Genomic DNA, 20,441 nt, shown 5'->3' on the forward strand with positions numbered 1-20,441 from the left:
CGTTGTCGTGGATTGCCGCTAGAGCCGGGTGCGAAAGGTCCACAGCTCCGGGAAGAAGCGGTGTTCGTTGATGGCCCGCAGCCACGGTGCGCCGTCGGTGCCCGCGGTCCCGCTCTTGCCGCCGAGCATCCGTTCGACCACCAGCAGGTGCGTGGCCCGCCAATGCGAGAACTGGTACGCCACCTCGAGCAGCGCCTCGGCGAGCCGGTGCGCGTCGCGATGCCGGTCCGGGTTCCGGTAGATCTCCAGCCAGACGTCCTCCACCTCCGCGAGCGGTTCGTGCTGCGCGGCAGCGGGTTTCGCGACGCACGCCGCCGGGATCGCAAAGCCTCGGCGTGCAAGGTGATGCAGTGCCGCGTCGTAGAGCGACGGCTGCGCCAGCTCGGTGCGCAGTACCGGATGCCCGTCCCGGTGCGCCGCCTCGACCTGCCGGGCCGGCCGGTTGCCCATCACGAATTCCAAAGCGCGGTAGGCGAAGGACTGCGTGCCGGATGCGTCGTTGAGCACCTCGCGGAAGGCCACGTACTCGTCCACCGACATACCGTTCAACGATTCCCAGCAGGCCACCAGCACCCGCTGCGTGCGGGTGGCCCGGGACAGGGCCAGGCAGGCGTCGGCGACATCGTCGCGCTCGAGCGCGGCGCGGGCGGTGCTCAGATCGTCGATCACCGCGCGGAACAGCAGCTCCTTGACGTGGCTGAGCAGAATGAAATTCAGCTCGCCGCGCGCGTCACTGCGCGGTCGCTGCAGCGCGTGCAGTTCGTCCATGTGCGCGTAGGTGACGTACTCCGGGACGAGGTATTCGGGGGCGCTGGTCATAGCACTCCTTCCGTGGCGTGGCACAGCACTTCGGCCGCGCGTGACACCTGCTCGTGCGTCACGTACAGCGGCGCGAAGGCGAACCGGATCAGGTCGGGCGGCCGGGCGTCGACGAGCACGCGGTGCTCGGCCAATGCGCGTTCCACCTTGTCCGCCTCGGGAATTCGCAACGCGAGATGCCCGCCGCGCCGCGCCGTCTCCCGGGGTGAGGCCAGCCGGTCCAGCAGTGGCGGACGACGTTGCTCGAGGCATTCCAGAAAGAACTCGCCGAGCGCCACGCTGCGCCGGTGCAGTGCGTCGATACCCACGTCGAGCAGCGGCGCGAGCGCGTGGTGCAATCCGACGAGGCTGAGCAGCGGCGGTGTGCCGGTGCGGGCGCATTCGATCCCGGCGGCCGGTTCGAACACCGGCGACATGTCGAACGGCCGTGCGTGGCCGTGCCACCCCGTCAGCGGAAAGTCCACCGTCGCTTGCAGTCTGGCGGGCAGGTAAAGGAACGCCGGTGCGCCGGGACCGCCACCGAGGTACTTGTATCCGCACCCCACGGCGAGATCGACCGCGTTGGCATCCAGGTCCACCGGCAGCACACCCGCGGCGTGGCTGAGGTCCCACACCGACAGCGCCCCCACGTCGTGACACAGCGTAGTGATCGGTCGGATCGCGCGACGTTCACCGGTCCGGAAGTCCACCGGCGCGGTGACGGCCGCGGCCACCTGTCCCCCGTGCTCGCACAGATACGAGTCGAACTCCCCGTGCGACTCGACGACGAGTTGCCGGTCCAGCAGCCGGGCCACCGAGTCGGCGATATACAGGTCGGTGGGGAACGATTCCGCCTCGATCAGCAACACCGGCCGGTCACCACGCAGGCGGCAGGCCGCCACCAACGCGTTGAACAGCGTCGTGGAGGTGGTCTCGCCCGCTACCATGACCTGCCCGGGCCCGGCGCCGAGCAGCGGGGCCAGCCGGTCCCCGATCGCGCGCGGCAGGTCGAGCCACCCGTCCTGGAACCAGCCCTGCACCTGCCGGGGCGCCCATTGGCCGGACACGACACGGTCGAGCTCGCCCACGAGACCGCGCCGGGGCGGTCCGAGCGAGTTGCCGTTGAGGTGGACGGCGCCGTCGGTGGCGAACTCGTCCGCGTACGCGGTGAGCGGATCGGTGTCGTCGCGAATTGTCATGCCCCACAAGCTTTCTGGTCGTCGTCCCGGGGCACCCAGACCTGACCCGTGATGCGCACGCGGGCGGTGCCGTCCCGCAGCGAGCCGACGCAGCCGAACACCGACTCGGTACCGTGCCGGGTCACCTGACGGATGGTCAGGGGCGCCGAATCGGGCGCATCGAGTTGCAGCGCGGCCACGCCGAGCGCGGCGGCGGCCGGGAGGCATCCGGCGTCTTCGGGTATGCCGAAGCCGGGGGCGAACACGCAGGCCAGCACCTCCCGGCGCGCCGGGTCCCAGCGGAACGCGGTCAGGTCGGTGACGTCGAGCTCGCGCATGCGATCGAGGTCGGGTACGGGCAGACCCCGTGGATCCGCCGGCACCCGGACGAAGTTGAAGGCCCGGCCGACTCCGCCCGCATGCGATTCGCCGGTGGCCCAACCGAACTCGGCGGCTTCGTAGGCCGGCTCCTGCCGCACGGCGGGTCCGTCGAAGGGCACGCGAACCTCGCTGCCGTCGGTCCACAACCACTGGGTGCCCGCCGCCGCGGTCCGGCCGACCGCACCCGGGGCGAGCCGGCCGGTGCCGACCAGACAGGCGGCGACGCCCGCCAGCGAGTGCGTCGCGAACGGCGTCTCGCCCGCGGCGTTGAAGATCCGCGAGGCGAAAGTCCTTTGCGTTCGGGAGCATTCGTCCACCAAGACGGTCTCGCAGGAATCGCTGCGGCGCGCGAAGTCCGCGGCGGCCTGCGCCGCGTCCTGGGCGCTCACATCCGCGGGGACGAGCACATCCAGCGCGCTGCCCCGCCCGGGTGCGGCCCCGAACATGTCCACCGTCGTCGCCCGCATCATGCGGCCCTCACATGCTTTTCGGCGAACTCGAGCACGACCTGTTCGTCGCCCTGATACGGCTGCTCCGGGCGCGGCCAGTGCACCACCAGGTCGGTGATGCCGAGCTCCTCGAGTTCGCCCGCGGCGTCCTCGTAAGCCGCGAGCGAGGCGGTGATCCCCGCCACCGCGGCATCGCCGACGAACACCCGGCCCAGGGTGGCCGGATCCCGGCCCAGCCGCTCGCACGCGGCGTCGATGCCTTGCCTCTGCTGACGCAGCACCGGCACCACCTCGCGCAGCGGCCGCCCGCGAAAGTCGTTGGGCGGCCCGGAGGTAACCCAGTACTGCGCGAACCCGGCGGCCAGCGCCATACCCCGCGGGCCGGTCGCGGCCACGGCGAACGGCATCCGCCCGGCGGCGCCGGCGCGCGGATGGAAGTCCACCCCCGCCGCCGTGTACCAGCGCGACACCTTGTTCACCCGCCCGCCGGCCAGCACGGTGTCCAGCAGTTCGACGAACGTCTCGAAACGCTCGGCCCGTTCGCGCGCGCCCAGGTCGGGGCCGCCGAGCACGCTCACGTCGAAACCCGGTGCGCCCGAGCCCAGCCCGCAGATCAGCCGGCCGCCTGCGACATCGTCCACGGTGACGAGTTCCTTGGCGAGCGCGACCGGGTGCCGGAAGTTCGGGGTGGCCACGAGCAGCCCGAGACCGATGGTCTCGGTGACCGTCGCCGCGGCGGTGAGCGTCGGGATCGCGCCGTACCACGGGCGGTCGGCGAGCCAGCGCCACATCAGATGGTCGTAGGTCCAGGCGTGCCGGAAGCCGAGTTGCTCTGCGGCGCGCCAGCGTTCGGCGGCGACCTTCCATTCGTGCTCGGGCAGCAGGACGACTCCGTGCTTCATCGGCGCACCCCCTCGAGGCGCATCTCCGATACCAGCCGGGCCGCGCGGTCCACGACCTGGACGGCGTAGGTGATCAGCGGCTGCATCACCGCCTCGGACCGGTCGCCGACCACCGGGTGGTGCCGGCCTTCGACCATCGGATACATCCCGTGGTGCGACAGGTCCACGGTGAGCTCGGTGATCCGCGCGTCGAGCTGGGCGACGAATTCGGCGTGGCTCACCGGACGCCGCACGGTGAGGAAGAAGTTGTCGTACAGGTCTTCTTTCTCCCGGGACACGCTGACGCCCGGGGCTCCCACGGACTGCTGCAGCAGCGAACGCCCGTCCGGGACCAGATGATCGGCGATATGACTGTGCGTCAACTCGTTTCGGTCCACCGCGGCGTCGAGTGCCCGGCACGACGGATCGTCCTGCCAGGGCAGCCTGCCGTGGAACAGCCGGCGCACCGGCCGGTAGTCCGGCGCCCAGGTGCCGCTGAACGAGGGGTGCTGCAACGCCATCCGCGGCCGGATGTCGGCGTGGTAGTGGTCGCGCGGGACCGTGGACGAATACAGCAGCATCGCGCTGTAGCCGTCGATGCAGGCGGACAGCACTTCCAGTTCCCGTTCGCCCGGCACCTCGTCGGGGTACTGGCACACTACATCGCACATCGCCCGCCAGAGCAGGAAAGAGATCTGGTGGCCCGCGATCCAGCGATACCAGAACAACCGCTCGGCCTCGACCGGTTCGGTGCCGAACAAGGGGTACTCGGGCGCATCTCGTGGGGCGAGCACGGTGTCTCCGTCGGGCCCGGACTCGTCGAACGGCTCGCCGAGTGACGGCATGAACAGCAACCGCGGTTGCAATGCGGGCGGGCGTTGCCGGCCCGCCGACCTATATCGGCCATTCCTGCTCACGACGCCGCCTCGGGAAAGTAGCTGAACTCGAGCTCGAGACCGTTCGGGTCCAGCACGTACAGGCTCTGCATGCCGTCCGCGTCGGTCACGATGTCCGACGGCGGATCGTCTCTGGCCCAGGCGATCTCGGTCCGCTCCCGCACCAGCAGCCACTGCGCGCGCAGCCGCACCAGATCCTGCGGGTGCTGCACCGTGATGCCGACGTGCTGATACTGGTAGCCGAGCGGGTCGGGGCCGTCCTTGCTGTGCTCGGCCCGGTCGAAGACGTGGAATCGCAGGTCGCCCTTCTTCAGTTCGACCAATTTCTCGATTCCGGGTAGCCGGTCGTGGGTCAGTGGCGAGAAGCTGTCGAGTGACCATTCGACCGTTGCCCCGAGGAATTCCCGATACCACTCGATCGTGGCGTCCACGTCATCGGTCTGGATGGCGAGGTGGTGGAATCTCGGCGCGATGTCAAGCCCGTGCATCGGATGCCCTTCCGTCGCGAATACGCTTGCGGTATTCCCCTCATCGCAGCTGTGGGAGGGGATCGTCCCAGCGCTTCCATCGTCGGTCGGCCGCGCGGCCCGGGGCAATCAAAAGATGCTCGAGAAACTCTAAAGTCGGTGTCAGGGAGGGTTTGTCGGCAGTTGCCGAAATCCTGTGCCCACCAGCGGTTTAACGATCGCGCACCGGGATACTCCCACGCTCCTCGGGCGCGGACGCCGGGCGGTCCCCCAGTGCGCTCCGGCGCGGATCTGGAGCTGCGCCCCGGCGCAGATCCGGCAGCAACGTGAACACCCCCAGCAGCGCCATGCCCGCGCCGATCCACAGCGGCGCAACCAGGCCGAGCCCTGCGCTGATCCCGAGACCGCCCAGCCACGGGCCGAGCACGACGCCGATATTGACGGCCGAGCCGTTGACCGTGTTGACCAGCGCTCCCTCGTTGGACACCGACATCACCCTGGCCGCCATGGCCGGGTTGAGCGGCAGCCCGATGAGTCCGAGCAGCACGGTCGTCACGATGGTCGGCACCTTGTACGAGACGCACAGCGCGAACGCGACCAGCACGAGGGTCAGCGCGATCAGCCCGCCGACCAGGATGGGACGGGTGTAGCGATCGGCGAACCGTCCGACGACCGCATTGCCCAGCACCGTGGCGATCCCGTAGACCGCGAACAACACCGGCACCGTCGCGGGCGCGAAGTGGGTCGCGTCGGTGAAAATCGGTGACAGGTAGGTGAATCCGGCCACCACCGCACCGATGATCAGCGCGTTGGTCGCATACGCGCCCCACAGGCGCAGATTGCGGAAAGCCTGGATCTCGGTGCGGAAATCCAAGGTCTGGGCGCCGCCGCCACCGGGCACCAGCAGCACCACCGCCGCGATGCACCCGACGGCGAGCAGGTCGACGATCCAGAAACTCGCCCGCCAGCCGAAGTGCTGTTCGATGAACGTCGCCGTCGGCAGGCCGACGACCTGGGCCACCATCATGCCGCCGTACAGCACCGACATCGCGCGACCGCGTCGTTCGGCGCCGACGAGCCGCACGCATACGGCGGCGGCCGCACCGAAGAACGCCGAGGCGGCCAGCGCGGTCACGATGCGCGCGATGACCAGCACCCAGTAGTCGGCCGCCATGGCGGCCAGGGTCTGTCCCGCGACGAACACCGCGAGCAACAGGATCAGCGACTTCTTCTGCGCCACCCGGGACAAGCCGACGATCAGCACGGGCCCGCCGACGACCATGCCGACAGCGAACAGCGACACCAGGTAGCCGATGGCGGCGATCGAGACGCCCAGATCGCTCGACATACCGGGAATCAGTCCGGCAACCATGATCTCGGTGGTGTTGAGGCAGAAAACGCCCAGCCCCAACACATATACGGCGAAAGGCATGACTCCCCTTCCGGGGCAGGTGATCAGCGCGCGGCGGGTTGCGCGAAGGAGGTCCACCGATTGCCGAACGGGTCGGTGAACTGCGCGATGACCAGGCCGTGCGCATCGGCGAACGGATCCATCACGCGGTGTCCTCCCGCTCGCTCGACTCGCTCGAGCAGTGCGGAGACGTCGGTGACGAGCAGCCCCGGGATCGCGTACTCGGCGGCGTCCGGCAGGGCCGAAAGGTCCATCGTCCCGCCGATCGGCTCCGCGGCGCCCGGTGCCGAAATGCTGTAGTAGACCGCCCCTTCGGCGGCTTCGTCGCGTTCGTAGGTCCAGCCGAAGGCCTGCTCGTAGAACTGCCGGGTGGCGGCGAAATCCAGGGTTCCGATCTCGAACCACGCGGTGGCGTTCGGCAGCGCGGCCGCGGCCGTCGTGTCGGCTTCGCCGGTGCTCGCCGGTTCGTACAGTCCGAGCCGGTTGCCTCGGGTGTCGGCGACGACCGCGGTCCGCGCGCCCGCCGGGGTTTCGCCGGTCGGCTCGATCACCTTGGCGCCCAACGATTCCAGTCGCGGGATCGTGGTCGCGAGGTCGGTACAGACGACATCGATCCAGAGCGCGTCGCGGTCGCCGCGGCGAAGCGCGCCCATGGCCGCGGCCGCGCCGGGCGCGGTGATCGTATGGTAATCGTCGCCGATCGGGGTGAATTCCCAGGAGAACACTTCCTGGTAGAACTGCTTGGTGTGCGCCGGAGCGCTGGCGGTGATATCGAACCACCCCACAGTCGCCGGCCGCGGGCTGAAGCTGCCCATGACCACTCCTCCTGTGTGACAGGGTTGTGAGTTGGTGTAGCGATTCCTACCGTAAACTAGTTTCCAACCGGAAATCAAGTTCCCGAACGGCGAGGAGAGACCCGTGCCCGTTGACCCAGTGCCCGCCGCCGCGGACAGCCCCAGCCAGGTCCTCGACTGGCAGGACGGCGTCGAGAACGCCCTCGCCCACCTCACCTGCGTGCTCGTCGCGCGCCGCACCCGGACCACCCCGGAACGGGTCACCTGGCAGCAGTACGACGTGCTCGAAATGCTGCGCCTGCGTGGCCCGATGACGCCTTCCGCGCTGAGCGAATCGCTCAGCGTCTCCCGTCCGACGATGTCGAAAGCCCTGCGCGTGCTGAAGGATCAACACCTGGTGACCCAGGCGGCGCTCGGGACCGACCGGCGCGAACAGACCACCTCGCTCACCGCGGACGGGCGCGAATTCCTCGACCGCGCCGCCGAATGCCGGCGAGAGAACGCCGAAATAGCCGAGTCCGTGCTGGATCCGGCCGAGCAGGCCGTTTTCGCGCAGCTGTGCGGTCGTGTCGCCGAGGCCATCCACTCCTCGTTGCAGACGGCCGAATGACGCCCGGCTTCACAAGGTTTTGAGAGTAATTTGAAACTCCTCTGAATGTGCCGGGCGGGTCGTCCCGGATATGTTCGACGTATTGGTAACAGCCCGCAGCCATTTCGCTGACGCAGGCCGAAACCAATACGCCGAAAGGAGTTTTCGTGCCCGGAATCTTTGCCGACGCGCCCGCAGTGGACGGCGAGCTGCTGCTCGACGAGTCCGCGCGCCGGGCGGTCGCCACCGACCTCGGCAACATCACCCGCCGCACCCCGGCGGCGGTGCTGCGGCCGCGCTCGGCGCAGGACATCGCCGCGCTGGTCGGCTTCTGCCACACCCACGGCATCAGCGTCTCGACCCGGGGGCAGGCGCACACCACGCTCGGTCAGGGCCTGTCCGACGGCTTGGTCATCGAGAACCGCTACCTGAACCGCATCCATTCGATCGACGGCGACGTGGCCGAGGTCGACGCAGGCGTCCTGTGGAAGAACCTGGTCACCACCGCCTTCGAACAGTCACCGCGGCGCACGCCGCCCGCCGTCACCGGCTACACCTCATTGACCGTCGGCGGCACGCTCTCGGTCGGCGGGCTCGGCGGACTCGTCGGCGCGTTGCGCACCGGGCTCCAGGTCGACCACGTGCGCGAACTCGAGGTGGTCACCGGGACCGGCGAACTCGTGCGGTGCTCGCCGGCGCAGCGCCGCGATCTGTTCGAGGCCGTGCTCGGCGGACTCGGCCAGTGCGGGGTGATCACCAAGGCCGTGATCGAACTGGAGCCCGCGCGTGAACGCGCTCGCAGCTACGTGCTGGACTACACCGACAACGCCGACTTCTTCCGCGACCTGCGTAGCCTTATCGAGCGGCCCGGCATCGATCATGTGTACGCCGAGCTGTATTCGCCGCAGTCCGAGCCGACACACCGGCTCTACGCGACGGTCATGTACGACCCGGCGAACCCACCCGACGATGAAGTGGGTATCCGTGGGTTGACCACCGATCCCGTCATCGAGGACACCCCCTACCTCGACTACGTGTTCAAGATCGACACGCTGGTCGACGGCATGCGCGAGACGGTGCACTGGGACGAGCTCGTCAAGCCGTGGTACGACGTGTGGCTCGGCGGCGCGGTCGTGGAGGACTACGTCGATGAGGTCCAATCCTCGCTCACCGCACGCGATATCGGTCCCTTCGGGATCAGCCTGCTGTATCCGCAACGCCGCACGACCCTGACCAGGCCGTACCCACCGGTGCCCGAACCCGACGGTTCCGACTGGGTTTTCGTGCTCGATATCAACACGGTCGCCGAAACCCGCGGTGCACACCCGGAATTCGTCGAGGAGATGCTCGATCGCAACGACCGCCTGCTGACCGAGGCACGCAAACAGTACGGCGCGGTGCTCTATCCCATCGGCTCGCTGCGCCGCACGGCCCAGGATTGGCGTGATCATTACGGCGACCGATGGCCCGCGTTCAGCGCGGCGAAAAAGCGTTACGACCCCCGCGGAATTCTCGCACCGGGCCTCGGCATTCGCACCGACGATTAGTCGCATTCCATACCTTCGCGCTCGCACCACGATTTTAGGGAGTAGCCGCATGCCTCCAGCCAAGCCCGAACTCACCGGCACCACCGGTGCCGTGGCCAGCACGCACTGGCTCGCCTCCGCCGCGGGGATGCGGATGCTGGCCGACGGCGGCAACGCGTTCGACGCGGCCGCCGCGGCCGGATTCGTGCTCCAGGTCGTCGAACCGCATTTCAACGGGCTCGGCGGCGATCTGTCCCTGGTCGCGCATCAGGCCGGACAGGACGACGTCCAAGCACTCTGCGCGCAGGGTCCGATGCCCCGCACGATCAGCATCGGCACCTTCGCCGACCTCGGCCTACGCAGCATCCCCGGGTCGGGGCTGCTGCCCGCCTGTGTTCCCGGCGCGTTCGGCGGCTGGATGCGGTTGCTCGCCGAGTTCGGCACCAAGCGCCTGGCCGAGGTGCTCGAACCCGCGATCGGCTACGCGGACAAGGGCTTTCCGCTACTGCCGGAGACCGCGCGCGCCATCGACGTGCTGGCGCCGCTGTTCCGCGCGGAATGGCACGGCTCCGAACAGGTCTATCTGCAGGGCGGCAACGCCCCCGCCGCGGGGAGCCGCTTCCGCAATCCCGCGCTGGCCAACACCTATCAGCGCCTCATCAAGGCCGCCGAGTCCGCGTCCGGCGAGCGTGATGCCCAGTTCCGGGCCGCGCACGACGCCTTCTACAAAGGCTTTGTCGCGGCGGAGATCTCGGAGTTCCTCGAGTCCGGCCCGATGCTCGACGCCACCGGCCGCCGGCACCGCGGCCTGCTCACCGCCGACGATCTCGCCGACTGGACGCCGTCGGTCGAGACCGCGCCGAGCCACAGCTACGGCCCCTATCAGGTCTTCAAACCGGGACCGTGGTCGCAGGGCCCGGTCTTTCTGCAGCAGCTCGCGCTGCTCGACGGTTTCGATCTCGCCCGGATGGGCCAGGGCAGCGCCGAATACGTGCACACGGTGATCGAGTGCACCAAGCTCGCGATGGCCGATCGCGAAGCCTGGTATGGCGACCCGGATTTCAGCGAGGTGCCGCTGGCAGGCCTGCTCGACGCGGAGTACAACCGGCAGCGCCGCGCCCTCGTCGGTGCGCGCGCCGAAAACACGCTGCGTCCCGGCACGCCCGGCGGACGCGCCTCGTTCCTCCCCGACCTGCCGGTGCCTGACGATCCGGACGTCGACTCCGAGTGGATGTCCCAGTTGCAGAACGGATTACCGACGATCCTGCAGGCGACCAAGGCGAAGACCGACACGGTCACCGTCACCGCCGTCGACCGGCACGGCAATATGGTCGCCGCGACCCCGAGCGGCGGGTGGCTGAAGAGTTCACCGGCCATCGGCAGCCTCGGTTTCCCGCTCGGCACCCGTGGACAGTGCATGTTCCTCACCGAGGGTCACCCCAATTCGCTCGGGCCGGGCAAACGGCCCCGGACCACGCTCAGCCCCTCGGTGGTGCTGCGGGACGGGCGTCCGTTCGTCGCCTTCGGCACCCCGGGCGGCGATCGCCAGGATCAGTGGACGATGCAGTTCTTCCTCAACGTGGCCGATTTCGGGCTCGACTTCCAGAGCGCGACCGAGACGACCGCTTTCCACACCGACCAGGTGCCCGCGTCGTTCACCCCGCACGCGCACCGGCCCGGCGTGCTGGTGGCGGAGGAAACGTGCCCGCCCGAGGTCGTCGCCGACCTGCGCGCCCGCGGCCACGACGTGGACCTCGTCCCCGCCTACTCGCTGGGACGGGTGTGCGCGGCCGGGTTCACCGACGATCACGAGTTCGTCCGCGCGGCGGCCAGCCCCCGCGGCAGGCACGCCTACGCGGTGGCCGAATAGCGCTGGGCGACAACGATTCAGAAAGAGATGACAGTCATGACGAGCACGCAATACCGGCCGGAGATCGTCGAACTCGACGACGCACCGCAGCGCCGGGAATGGCAGGCGTTCACCCTGTCGGACCTGCCCGAGATGATCAGCTCGATGCACGTGTGCCACGCGGTGCGCGCCCTCGCCGACACCCCCTTGCTGGCGCGGCTGCGCACCGGACCTCAGCGGACCCCGCAGGTGCTGCTCGCGGGCATCGATCCGGAGATCGGGCCCGGCTTCCTGCGCTACCTGGTCCAGCGCGGCATCCTCGAAACCCGCGGCGCGGAATACTTTTTCACCCGTCTCGGCGAGTTCCTCACCACCGACGTCTCCCTCGCCCGCCTCGGCGTCTACGTGGACGCGTACGGCGCGGTCACCAGCCGGATCGGCGATCTGCTCACCGGCACAGCGGTGTACGGCAAAGACGTGGTGCGCGACGGCGGCAAGCTGGGCGCGCATTGCGACACGCCGTTCTCCGCCTTCCACACCCCGACCCTGCTGCGCGCCATGCGCGGGCGCGAGGTGACGCGCATCCTCGACATCGGTTGCGGCGGCGGGCAGTTGCTGGTGGACGCCTGCCTGCGCGACCCCACGCTCCGCGGTATCGGCCTCGATATCGACGCCGACGCTGTCGAGGTGGCCAACGAGCACGCCAGGCGGAGCGGCGTAGCCGATCGCGTGCGGTTCGTCGTCGGGGACGCGTTCGCCCCCGGCACCTGGCCGCAGGAGTGCTTCGCGGCCGACGGGCTCTGCATGATGAGCGCGCTGCACGAGCATTTCCGCAACGGTGAACAAGCCGTCGTCGACCTGCTCGACGACATCTCGGCCAAGTTCCCGCAGTTGAAGATCCTGCTCGTCGGCGAACCGGAGATCCGCTACGACGGGCGCGAGAACGACGACGACTTCTTCCTGATCCACGTGCTGACCGGACAGGGCCTGCCGCGCGACCGCTCCGCCTGGTTCGACGTGTTCGAGAAGTCCACCCTGACCTGCCGCCGGATGTACACGCGTCCGAGCGCCGGGCCACGCATGTGCTTCTACGACTTGGTCGCCGGAGCGGGGCAGCCGTGACCGAGACCACGAGCCGCGCCGCCGCCACCGACCTCGATCCGTTCTCGACCGAAGCGCTGCTCGACCCCTACCCGCAGTTCCGCGCGTTGCGCGAGCTGGGGCCGGTCGTCTACCTGCGCGAGCACGACCTCTACGGACTGTTCCGTTACGACCAGGTGCGTGCGGCACTGGTCGATTGGGAGGGTTTCAGTTCCGCCCAGGGCATCGCGATGAATCCCACCGCCAACGAGCTTTCCGACGGCTCCTTGCTCTCGATGGATCCGCCGCGGCACCGGGCGGTACGCAAGGTCCTCGATGATGCGTTGCGCCCCAAGTACGTTCGCAAGGTCGCCGGTGACATCGAACAGCTCGCCGACGATCTGGTCGAGGATCTGCTGCGCCGCGACGAGTTCGACGGCGTCACCGATTTCGCGGCGAAGCTGCCGGTGGACATCGTCATGGACCTCATCGGTTTCCCGCGCGACGAGTATCGCGACAAGATCCTGATCTGGGCGCTCGGCGCGTTCAACTACTTCGGGCCGCCCGGTGCGCGGCAGTCCTCGACCTTCCCCGACGTGCAGGCGCTGATGCAGTACCTCGTCACCGACGCCACGCCCGACAAACTGCTGCCGGACAGCTTCGGCCAAATCGTCTGGGCGGCAGCAGAACACGGCGAGATCACCGAGAACGAGGCGCTGATGACGATGAGTGCCTACGCCTGCGCCGGATTGGACACCACCATCGCCGGCGTGGCGAGCACACTCTGGCTGCTGGCCCGCAATCCGGACCAGTGGGCGGCCGTCCGGCAGGATCCGAAACTGATTCCCGGCGCGTTCCTGGAAGGCGTCCGGATGGAGACCCCGATCCAGTCCTTCTCCCGGGTCACCACCGGCGACACCGACGTCGACGGCGTGACCATCCCCGAAGGCGCCCGCGTCGTGGTCTCCTTCGCCGCCGCGAACCGCGACGAACGGCACTATCCCGAGCCGGACCGCTTCGACGCGCGCCGAAACCCGGCCGACACCGTCGGATTCGGGTTCGGGGTGCACAATTGCCCGGGCCGCGCGCTCGCCTCGATGGAGGCGCACGCGCTGTTCGGCGCGCTGGCCAAACGGGCGGACACGCTCGAGCTGACCGGCGAACCCACCCGCACACCGAACAACATCACCCGCGGACTGGACCGGCTGCCCATCCGCATCTCCGGCGAGGCGACCTCGTGAGGGCGGCGCAGATAGTCGAGTACGGCGCCCCGCTCGTCGTGCGCGAGCTGCCCGATCCCGTCCCCGAACCGGACGGCGTGGTGCTCGCGGTCCGCGCCACCGGCGTCTGCCGCAGCGATTGGCATGCGTGGCAAGGTGATTGGGGTTGGATGGGCGGACAGGTGGCGCTGCCGCGCACGCTCGGGCACGAACTGGTCGGCGAGGTCGTGGCAGTCGGTGCCGACGTGCGCACGGTGCGCCTCGGCGACCGCGTCACGGTGCCGTTCCATCTGGCCTGCGGCACCTGCGCGCAGTGCCGGTCCGGACAGGCCAATATCTGCGACGCCATGCAGGTGCTCGGCTTCTGGTGCGACGGTGGCTATGCCGAGTTCGTGCCGATCCCGGACGCAGATTTCAACTGTGTGCGCGTACCCGAGACGCTGACCCCGGTGGCGGCGAGTGCGATCGGCTGCCGATTCATGACGGCATTCCACGCGGTCACCGGACAGGGACAGGTACGCCCCGGCGAATGGGTCGCGGTACACGGTGTCGGCGGTGTCGGACTCGCCGCCGTGCAGATCGCCACTGCCGCAGGCGCTTGCGTGGTGGCCGTGGACATCGATGCCGCCAAACTCGCGCTGGCCGCGGAGCAGGGCGCGCTCGCCACCGTCGACGCGAGCGTCGAGGCGGACGTGCCCGCAGCGGTCCAGGCCGCCACCGACGGCGGCGCGCACGTCTCGATCGATGCCCTCGGCACCCGCGTCACGGTCGTCAATTCCCTTCGCTCGCTGCGCAAACGCGGCAGACACGTGCAGGTCGGGCTGACCAGCGCCGACGACGCCGGGCAGATCGCGATCCCGGTGGACACCGTCACCCTCGGCGAGCTGACCCTCGTCGGCTCGCACGGCAACCCGCACACCAGCTACCCGTGGCTGCTCACCCTGGTCGAGTCCGGCCGCCTCACCCCGCAATCCCTGGTCCAGCGCACCGTAGCGCTCGAGCAGGCCGGGGATGTCCTTGCCGCGATGAGCGATTTCAGCACCAGCGGCATCACCGTCATCGACCGCTTCTGACCCGGACCGGGAGGACACCGTGGAAACCTTTTCCAGCACACCGGGTCCGGCGGCACAGCACTTCCTGTCCGGGCCGCACCTGCTCTATCTGGGCGGCGAGTTCGTCGCCGCCGCGGACGGCCGGACCTTCGGCACCGTCGACCCGTCCACCGGCGCACCGATCACGCAGGTCGCGCACGCGGGACCGGCCGACGTATCCGCGGCGGTCACGGCGGCGCGCGCCGCGCTCGAAGGGCCGTGGGGCGCACTGTCGGCCGCGGATCGCGGCACCCTCCTCACTCGATTGGCCGACCGCATCGAGGGCAACGCCGACCAACTCGCCCAGCTCGAAGCCCTCGACGGCGGCAAGCCGATCAGCGTGACCCGCGCGCTCGACATCCCGGCCGCCGCAGCGCAATTCCGCTACTTTGCGGGGTGGCCGACCAAGCTGGAGGGCGAGACGATCCCGGTCGCGGTGCCGAACACGCTGTGCTACACCCGCAAAGAGCCGGTCGGCGTGTGCGCGCAGATCATCCCGTGGAACTTCTCGCTGCTGATGGCGGCGTGGAAGATCGGCGCGGCCCTGGCCGCAGGATGCACCGTGGTGGTGAAACCGGCCGAACAGACACCGCTGACCGTGCTGCGCCTCGCCGAACTCGTCGCGGAGGCCGGGTTTCCGCCCGGCACGGTCAATGTGCTCACCGGCGACGGCACCACCGGCGCGGCGCTGGTCGAGCATCCCGGCGTCGACAAGATCGTGTTCACCGGTTCCACCGCGGTGGGGCGCGAGATCGGCGCGAAGGCCGGCGCGCAGCTCAAGCCGGTCACGCTCGAACTGGGCGGGAAGAGCCCGAACATCATTCTGCCGGACGCCGATCTCGACGCGGCGATCGCCGGCGCCTTCAACGGGATCTACTTCAATACCGGCCAGGCGTGCAATGCCGCGTCCCGGCTCTTCGTCCACGAGAGCGTGTTCGACGAGGTCGTCGCGGGACTGTTGACGCGGGTCGAGAAGGCACAGGTGGGTCCGGCACTGGACCCGGCCACCGAACTCGGGCCAGTGATCTCGGCCGAGCAGTACCACCGGGTGCGCGGGTATCTCCAGGAGGGCGTCACCGCGGGGGCGACCCTGAAAGCCGGTATCGTGCCACCGGTTTCGCCCCAGGGCGGCTACTTCGTCGCGCCCGCGCTCTTCGTCGACGTCGACCCGCGGATGCGGATCTGCCGCGAGGAGATCTTCGGGCCGGTGCTCGTGGCCGCGCCGTTCGAACACGTAGACGAGGTGGTGCGCCAGGCCAACGACACGGATTACGGTCTGGCCGCGGGCATCTGGACCCAGCACCTCGGCCGGGCACACACCCTCGCCGCCCGGCTGCGCGCCGGATCGGTCTACCTCAACACCTGGGCGCCGGGCGATCCGGCAGCCCCGTTCGGCGGCGTCAAGGCCTCCGGGGTCGGCCGCGAGATGGGCCGCGCGGGCGTCGAGGCCTATCTCGAGCCGAAAACCGTGTGGGCGACGCTCGCCTGAGCCGTCGACAGCAGCGAAAGGACCAACGATGTGCGGAATCACCGGCTGGGTCGCGCTCGACCGTGACCTCACCGCCGCAGGCCGGACAGTACAGGCCATGGTCGACACCATGGCCGCCCGTGGCCCCGACGACGAAGGCATGTGGCTGCACCCGCGCTGCGCCCTCGGGCACCGGCGGCTCTCGGTGATCGACCTCGAGGGCGGCAAGCAGCCGATGGCCACACCGGAAAAACTTTCCGACGGAACACCGTTGGCCGTACTGAGTTACAGCGGCGAGGTGTACAACTTCGTCGAACTGCGCGACGACCTCCTGACACTTGGCCATCGCTTCCGCACCAGAAGCGATACCGAAGTCGTGCTGCGCGCCTACCTCGAATGGGGAACGGGCTTCGTGCGGCGGCTCAACGGGATGTTCGCCTTCGCGATCTGGGACAGCCGCACCGAAGAACTGCTGCTGTACCGCGATCGGCTCGGCGTCAAACCGCTGTTCTACTACCCCACCGGCGACGGCCTGCTCTTCGGATCCGAGCCGAAAGCCGTGCTCGCCCATCCGGAAAGCCGCGCCGAACTGTCCTTCGACGGGCTGCGCGACGTGCTGTCGTTCGTCCGCGTGCCCGGCCGGACACCGCTACGAGGCATGTACGAGGTGCGGCCCGGCCATGTGCTCCGGTTCCGGGACGGCCGGCGGACCGAGGAGAAGTACTGGGAGCTGCGCTCCTGGCCGCACACCGACGATGTGGCCAGCAGCGTCGGCAAGGTGCGAGAGCTGTTGGGGGATATCGTCTCCCGGCAGATGGTCGCCGACGTTCCGCTGTGCACGCTACTGTCCGGCGGGCTGGATTCCAGCGCGCTGACCGCCCTCGGTCAGCGCACGCTCGACGCCGGCCGCGGTGGCCGGATCCGCAGCTTCTCGGTGGATTTCGTCGGCCAGGTGGAAAATTTCGAGCCGGAACCGCTGCGCGAAGCGCCGGACGCGCCGTTCGCCGCGGAACTGGTCCGCCACGTCGGCACCGATCATCGAATCATCCTGCTGGACAACGCGGATCTGGCGTCGCCGAACGCACGAGCGGCGGTGTTGCGCGCCTGGGATCTCCCCTACGGCGACGGCGATCTCGGACCATCGCTCTATCTGCTGTTCCGCGCGGTGCGGCAGGAATCGACCGTCGCCCTGTCCGGTGAATCGGCGGACGAGGTGTTCGGCGGCTACCTCTGGTTCCACGATCAGCGTGCGGTGCAGGCCGATACGTTCCCGTGGCACGCGCTCGGCGAGCGCTCCGTCGCCGAACAGTCCACGGCCTTCCTGGATCCCGATCTGACGGCGCAGCTCAACCTCACCGAATACATTGCGGACCAATATCACACGGCCCTGCGGGAAGTTCCGGAACTGCCCGGCGAGACCGGGCTCGACCGCCGGATGCGGGCCGCGAGCTACCTGAATCTCACCCGGTTCCTCCCGGTCATGCTCGACCGCAAGGACCGGCTGAGCATGGCGAGCGGGATCGAGGTGCGGGTACCGTTCTGCGACCACCGCCTGGTCGAGTACGTCTTCAACGCCCCGTGGTCGATGAAGACCTTCGACGGCCGGGAGAAGAGTCTGTTGCGCGCCGCGACGCGGGATCTGCTGCCGGACTCCATCGTGCAACGCCGTAAAGCGCCCTATCCGTCCACCCAGGATGCGGGCTACGACAAGGCGATCAAGCAGGTCCTCGGCAAGATCGTCGCGGAGCCGAGTTCACCGTCGCTGCCGCTGCTCGATCTGGATGCGCTCCACCGGCATCTGGATCAGCCCGTCGACAAGCCTGTTTCGATGCAGGAAAGAGGGCTACTCAACGAAACACCGATCCGCATCGACGAGTGGCTCACCGCTTACGACGTGCGCGTCCTGGTATAGTTTCCTTTTGGAAACTAGTTTGGTCACGCTGAGGGGAGTCGGAGATGTCCGGTCGAGGCGGACGACAAGCGAACGACAGCATCACCCTGGCCGGAGTCCGGCAGAACAACCTGAAGAACGTATCGCTGAGCATCCCGAAGGGGCAGCTGACCGTTTTCACAGGCGTGTCGGGTTCCGGAAAGTCGTCGCTGGTGTTCGGCACGATCGCCGTCGAGTCCCAGCGGCAGCTCAACGAGACCTTCCCGTGGTTCATCCGCAACCGGCTGCCCAAATACGAGCGGCCACACGCGGAGAACATGGCGCACCTGTCCACCGCCATCGTGGTCGATCAGCGTCAGCTCGGCGGCAACAGCCGCTCGACCGTGGGCACGATGACCGAGATCAATCCGATGCTGCGCGTGCTGTTCTCCCGGCACGGCAAGCCCAGCGCGGGCGAATCCACCGCGTACTCGTTCAACGTGCCGCAGGGCATGTGCACCGAATGCGAAGGGCTCGGCCGCACCGCGCGGCTCGACCTGGACCTGCTGCTCGACAAGAGCAAATCGCTCAACGACGGCGCGATCACCTCTCCCCTCTTCGCGGTCGGCGGATATCCGTGGACCACCTACGCGGAGTCGGGCCTCTTCGATGCCGATAAACCGTTGCGGGACTTCACTTCCGAGGAATGGGACCTGCTGCTGCACGGCGGCGGGTTCAAGGTGCGGCGACCAGGGCGCGACGTCACCCACTCCAACACCTACGAGGGCATCGTCGTCCGGTTCAACCGCCGCTACCTGGACAACGGCTTGGACGCGCTGAAAGACAAGGAGCGCAAGGACGTCGAACAGGTCGTCACGACCCGCACCTGCGAGGTGTGCGGTGGCGCACGGCTCAACAAGGCGGCGCTCGCCTCGAAGATCAAGGGCAAGAACATCGCCGACTACGCCGCGATGGAGGTGAGCGAGCTGATCGTCGAGCTGGGCAAGATCGACGATCCGGTCGCGAAACCCGTTGTGCAGGCCGCTGTCACGGCGCTGGAACGACTCGAATCCATCGGGCTGGGCTACCTCGGCCTCGGCCGCGAGACCTCCACCCTGTCCGGCGGCGAAGGCCAGCGGCTCAAGACGGTGCGCCATCTCGGCAGCAGCCTCAGCGATCTCACCTTCATCTTCGACGAGCCCAGCGTCGGGCTGCATCCCCGAGATGTGCACCGGCTCAACGAACTTCTGGGCCGGCTCCGCGACAACGGCAACACGGTGCTCGTCGTGGAGCACAATCCCGACGTGATGAGCGTCGCCGACCGCATCGTCGACATGGGCCCCGGCGCGGGCGCGCACGGCGGCGAGGTGGTGTTCGAGGGGACCTTCCGCAAGTTGCTCGCCTCCGACACGCTCACCGGGCGCAGGCTGTGCGCGCACACCGGATTGAAGGAGCAGGTCCGTACGGCCACCGGAGCCCTGACCATCAGCAAAGCGAAGCTGAACAACTTGCGCAACGTGACGGTGCGGATCCCGACCGGGGTGCTCACCGCGGTCACCGGCGTGGCCGGATCCGGCAAGAGTTCGCTCATCTCAGGAGCTTTCGCCGCGCAGTATCCGGACGCGGTGATGGTCGACCAGTCGGGCATCGGCATCTCCGCGCGGTCGACCCCGGCCACCTATGTCGACATCATGGACACGGTCCGCGCGCTGTTCGCGAAGGCCAACGACGCCGAACCCGGACTGTTCAGCTTCAACTCCACCGGTGCGTGCCCGGCCTGCCAGGGGCGCGGCGTGATCCAGACCGACCTCGCCTACCTGGACCCGGTGACCGTCACCTGCGAGGTGTGCGAGGGCCTGCGGTATCGGCCCGAGGCGCTGGAAAAGACCTTGCGCGGCAAGAACATCGCCGAGGTGCTCGCGCTCACCGTGGAAGAGGGCCTCGACTACTTCACCGAGGACAAGGTCACCGGCAAGCTCGCCCTGCTCGATCAGGTCGGACTCGCCTATCTCACACTCGGCCAGCCGCTTTCGACCCTGTCCGGCGGGGAACGGCAGCGGCTCAAGCTCGCCCACCGCCTGCAGGACACCGGGACGGTCTTCGTCTTCGACGAGCCGACCACCGGCCTGCACATGTCCGACGTGGACCGCCTGCTGACCCTTTTCGATCAGCTGGTGGACGACGGCAACACCGTCATCGTCGTCGAACACGACCTCGAGGTCGTCAAGCACGCGGACTGGGTCATCGATCTCGGCCCCGACGCCGGACGGCACGGCGGCAAGGTCCTCTTCGAGGGCACGCCCCGGGACCTGACCGGCGACGACGAATCCGTGACCGCGCAATATCTGCGCGCCGACCTCGAGCGAGCCGACCGCTAGCCCCGACCCGCCCCTCCCCCTGACCAGGGGTGATTTCTGCATATTTGCAGACTGGATCTGCGTGATTCCTTATTGTCTGCGGACAGGTGGGCCTCGATACTGGCCAACCGAGCCC

The 20,441-nt window shown here is 68.6% G+C and carries 17 protein-coding genes; 9 read left to right on the forward strand and 8 right to left on the reverse strand.

All coding sequences use genetic code 11. The annotated features are described in order from the left end of the window. Positions 1-18 precede the first annotated feature (18 nt). The 8 genes from TY25_RS20325 to TY25_RS20360 form a co-directional block, all read right to left on the reverse strand. Entirely contained in the window at positions 19-819 is an 801-nt protein-coding gene (locus TY25_RS20325; protein WP_042258448.1) for a tryptophan 2,3-dioxygenase, read from the reverse strand. After that, positions 816-1,997, reverse strand: a complete 1,182-nt coding sequence (locus TY25_RS20330) for an aminotransferase class V-fold PLP-dependent enzyme (RefSeq protein WP_042258449.1) — start codon at positions 1,995-1,997, stop codon at positions 816-818. The genes TY25_RS20325 and TY25_RS20330 overlap by 4 nt, the downstream gene beginning before the upstream one ends. Continuing rightward, complete coding sequence (locus TY25_RS20335) at positions 1,994-2,827, reverse strand: PhzF family phenazine biosynthesis protein (RefSeq protein WP_042258450.1); 834 nt, start codon at positions 2,825-2,827, stop codon at positions 1,994-1,996. The genes TY25_RS20330 and TY25_RS20335 overlap by 4 nt, the downstream gene beginning before the upstream one ends. Then, positions 2,824-3,708, reverse strand: a complete 885-nt coding sequence (locus TY25_RS20340) for an LLM class flavin-dependent oxidoreductase (RefSeq protein ID WP_042258451.1) — start codon at positions 3,706-3,708, stop codon at positions 2,824-2,826. The genes TY25_RS20335 and TY25_RS20340 overlap by 4 nt, the downstream gene beginning before the upstream one ends. Further along, positions 3,705-4,604, reverse strand: coding sequence for a 3-methyl-L-tyrosine peroxygenase-related protein (locus tag TY25_RS20345; RefSeq protein WP_226887331.1), 900 nt, complete (start codon positions 4,602-4,604; stop codon positions 3,705-3,707). Before TY25_RS20345 ends, TY25_RS20340 begins: the two co-directional genes overlap by 4 nt. Next, complete coding sequence (locus TY25_RS20350; protein ID WP_042258453.1) at positions 4,601-5,071, reverse strand: VOC family protein; 471 nt, start codon at positions 5,069-5,071, stop codon at positions 4,601-4,603. Before TY25_RS20350 ends, TY25_RS20345 begins: the two co-directional genes overlap by 4 nt. A 190-nt stretch (positions 5,072-5,261) precedes the next feature. Then, positions 5,262-6,482, reverse strand: a complete 1,221-nt coding sequence (locus TY25_RS20355) for an MFS transporter (protein ID WP_042258492.1) — start codon at positions 6,480-6,482, stop codon at positions 5,262-5,264. Between the two features lie 23 nt (positions 6,483-6,505). Beyond that, positions 6,506-7,276, reverse strand: a complete 771-nt coding sequence (locus TY25_RS20360) for a VOC family protein (protein ID WP_042258494.1) — start codon at positions 7,274-7,276, stop codon at positions 6,506-6,508. Positions 7,277-7,379: 103 nt separating this feature from the next. Here TY25_RS20360 and TY25_RS20365 point away from each other — a divergent pair, with 103 nt between their 5' ends. From TY25_RS20365 to TY25_RS20405, 9 genes are all read left to right on the forward strand, one after another. Continuing rightward, complete coding sequence (locus tag TY25_RS20365; protein ID WP_226887330.1) at positions 7,380-7,865, forward strand: MarR family winged helix-turn-helix transcriptional regulator; 486 nt, start codon at positions 7,380-7,382, stop codon at positions 7,863-7,865. Between the two features lie 146 nt (positions 7,866-8,011). Then, positions 8,012-9,391: an FAD-binding protein gene (locus TY25_RS20370; RefSeq protein WP_042258455.1), complete on the forward strand. Its 1,380-nt coding sequence runs from the start codon at positions 8,012-8,014 to the stop codon at positions 9,389-9,391. Between the two features lie 49 nt (positions 9,392-9,440). Next, positions 9,441-11,240 carry a gamma-glutamyltransferase family protein gene (locus TY25_RS20375; RefSeq protein WP_042258456.1) on the forward strand — a complete coding sequence of 600 codons (1,800 nt, stop codon included), beginning with the start codon at positions 9,441-9,443 and terminating at the stop codon, positions 11,238-11,240. Positions 11,241-11,276: 36 nt separating this feature from the next. Further along, the gene (locus TY25_RS20380) at positions 11,277-12,341 is read left to right on the forward strand and encodes a methyltransferase domain-containing protein (protein ID WP_042258457.1); all 1,065 of its coding nucleotides are present in this window, start codon (positions 11,277-11,279) and stop codon (positions 12,339-12,341) included. Beyond that, complete coding sequence (locus tag TY25_RS20385) at positions 12,338-13,540, forward strand: cytochrome P450 (protein ID WP_042258458.1); 1,203 nt, start codon at positions 12,338-12,340, stop codon at positions 13,538-13,540. Before TY25_RS20380 ends, TY25_RS20385 begins: the two co-directional genes overlap by 4 nt. After that, positions 13,537-14,592, forward strand: coding sequence for a zinc-dependent alcohol dehydrogenase family protein (locus TY25_RS20390; RefSeq protein ID WP_042258459.1), 1,056 nt, complete (start codon positions 13,537-13,539; stop codon positions 14,590-14,592). The genes TY25_RS20385 and TY25_RS20390 overlap by 4 nt, the downstream gene beginning before the upstream one ends. Positions 14,593-14,611: 19 nt before the next feature. Beyond that, entirely contained in the window at positions 14,612-16,099 is a 1,488-nt protein-coding gene (locus tag TY25_RS20395; protein WP_042258460.1) for an aldehyde dehydrogenase family protein, read from the forward strand. 28 nt (positions 16,100-16,127) lie between these two features. Next, positions 16,128-17,990: an asparagine synthase (glutamine-hydrolyzing) gene (gene asnB, locus TY25_RS20400; protein WP_042258462.1), complete on the forward strand. Its 1,863-nt coding sequence runs from the start codon at positions 16,128-16,130 to the stop codon at positions 17,988-17,990. A gap of 44 nt (positions 17,991-18,034) precedes the next feature. Next, positions 18,035-20,326 carry an ATP-binding cassette domain-containing protein gene (locus TY25_RS20405; RefSeq protein WP_042258463.1) on the forward strand — a complete coding sequence of 764 codons (2,292 nt, stop codon included), beginning with the start codon at positions 18,035-18,037 and terminating at the stop codon, positions 20,324-20,326. Positions 20,327-20,441: the final 115 nt, after the last annotated feature.

It is taken from the genome of Nocardia brasiliensis NBRC 14402, assembly GCF_000308475.2.
GTDB classification, from domain to species: Bacteria; Actinomycetota; Actinomycetes; order Mycobacteriales; family Mycobacteriaceae; genus Nocardia; species Nocardia brasiliensis.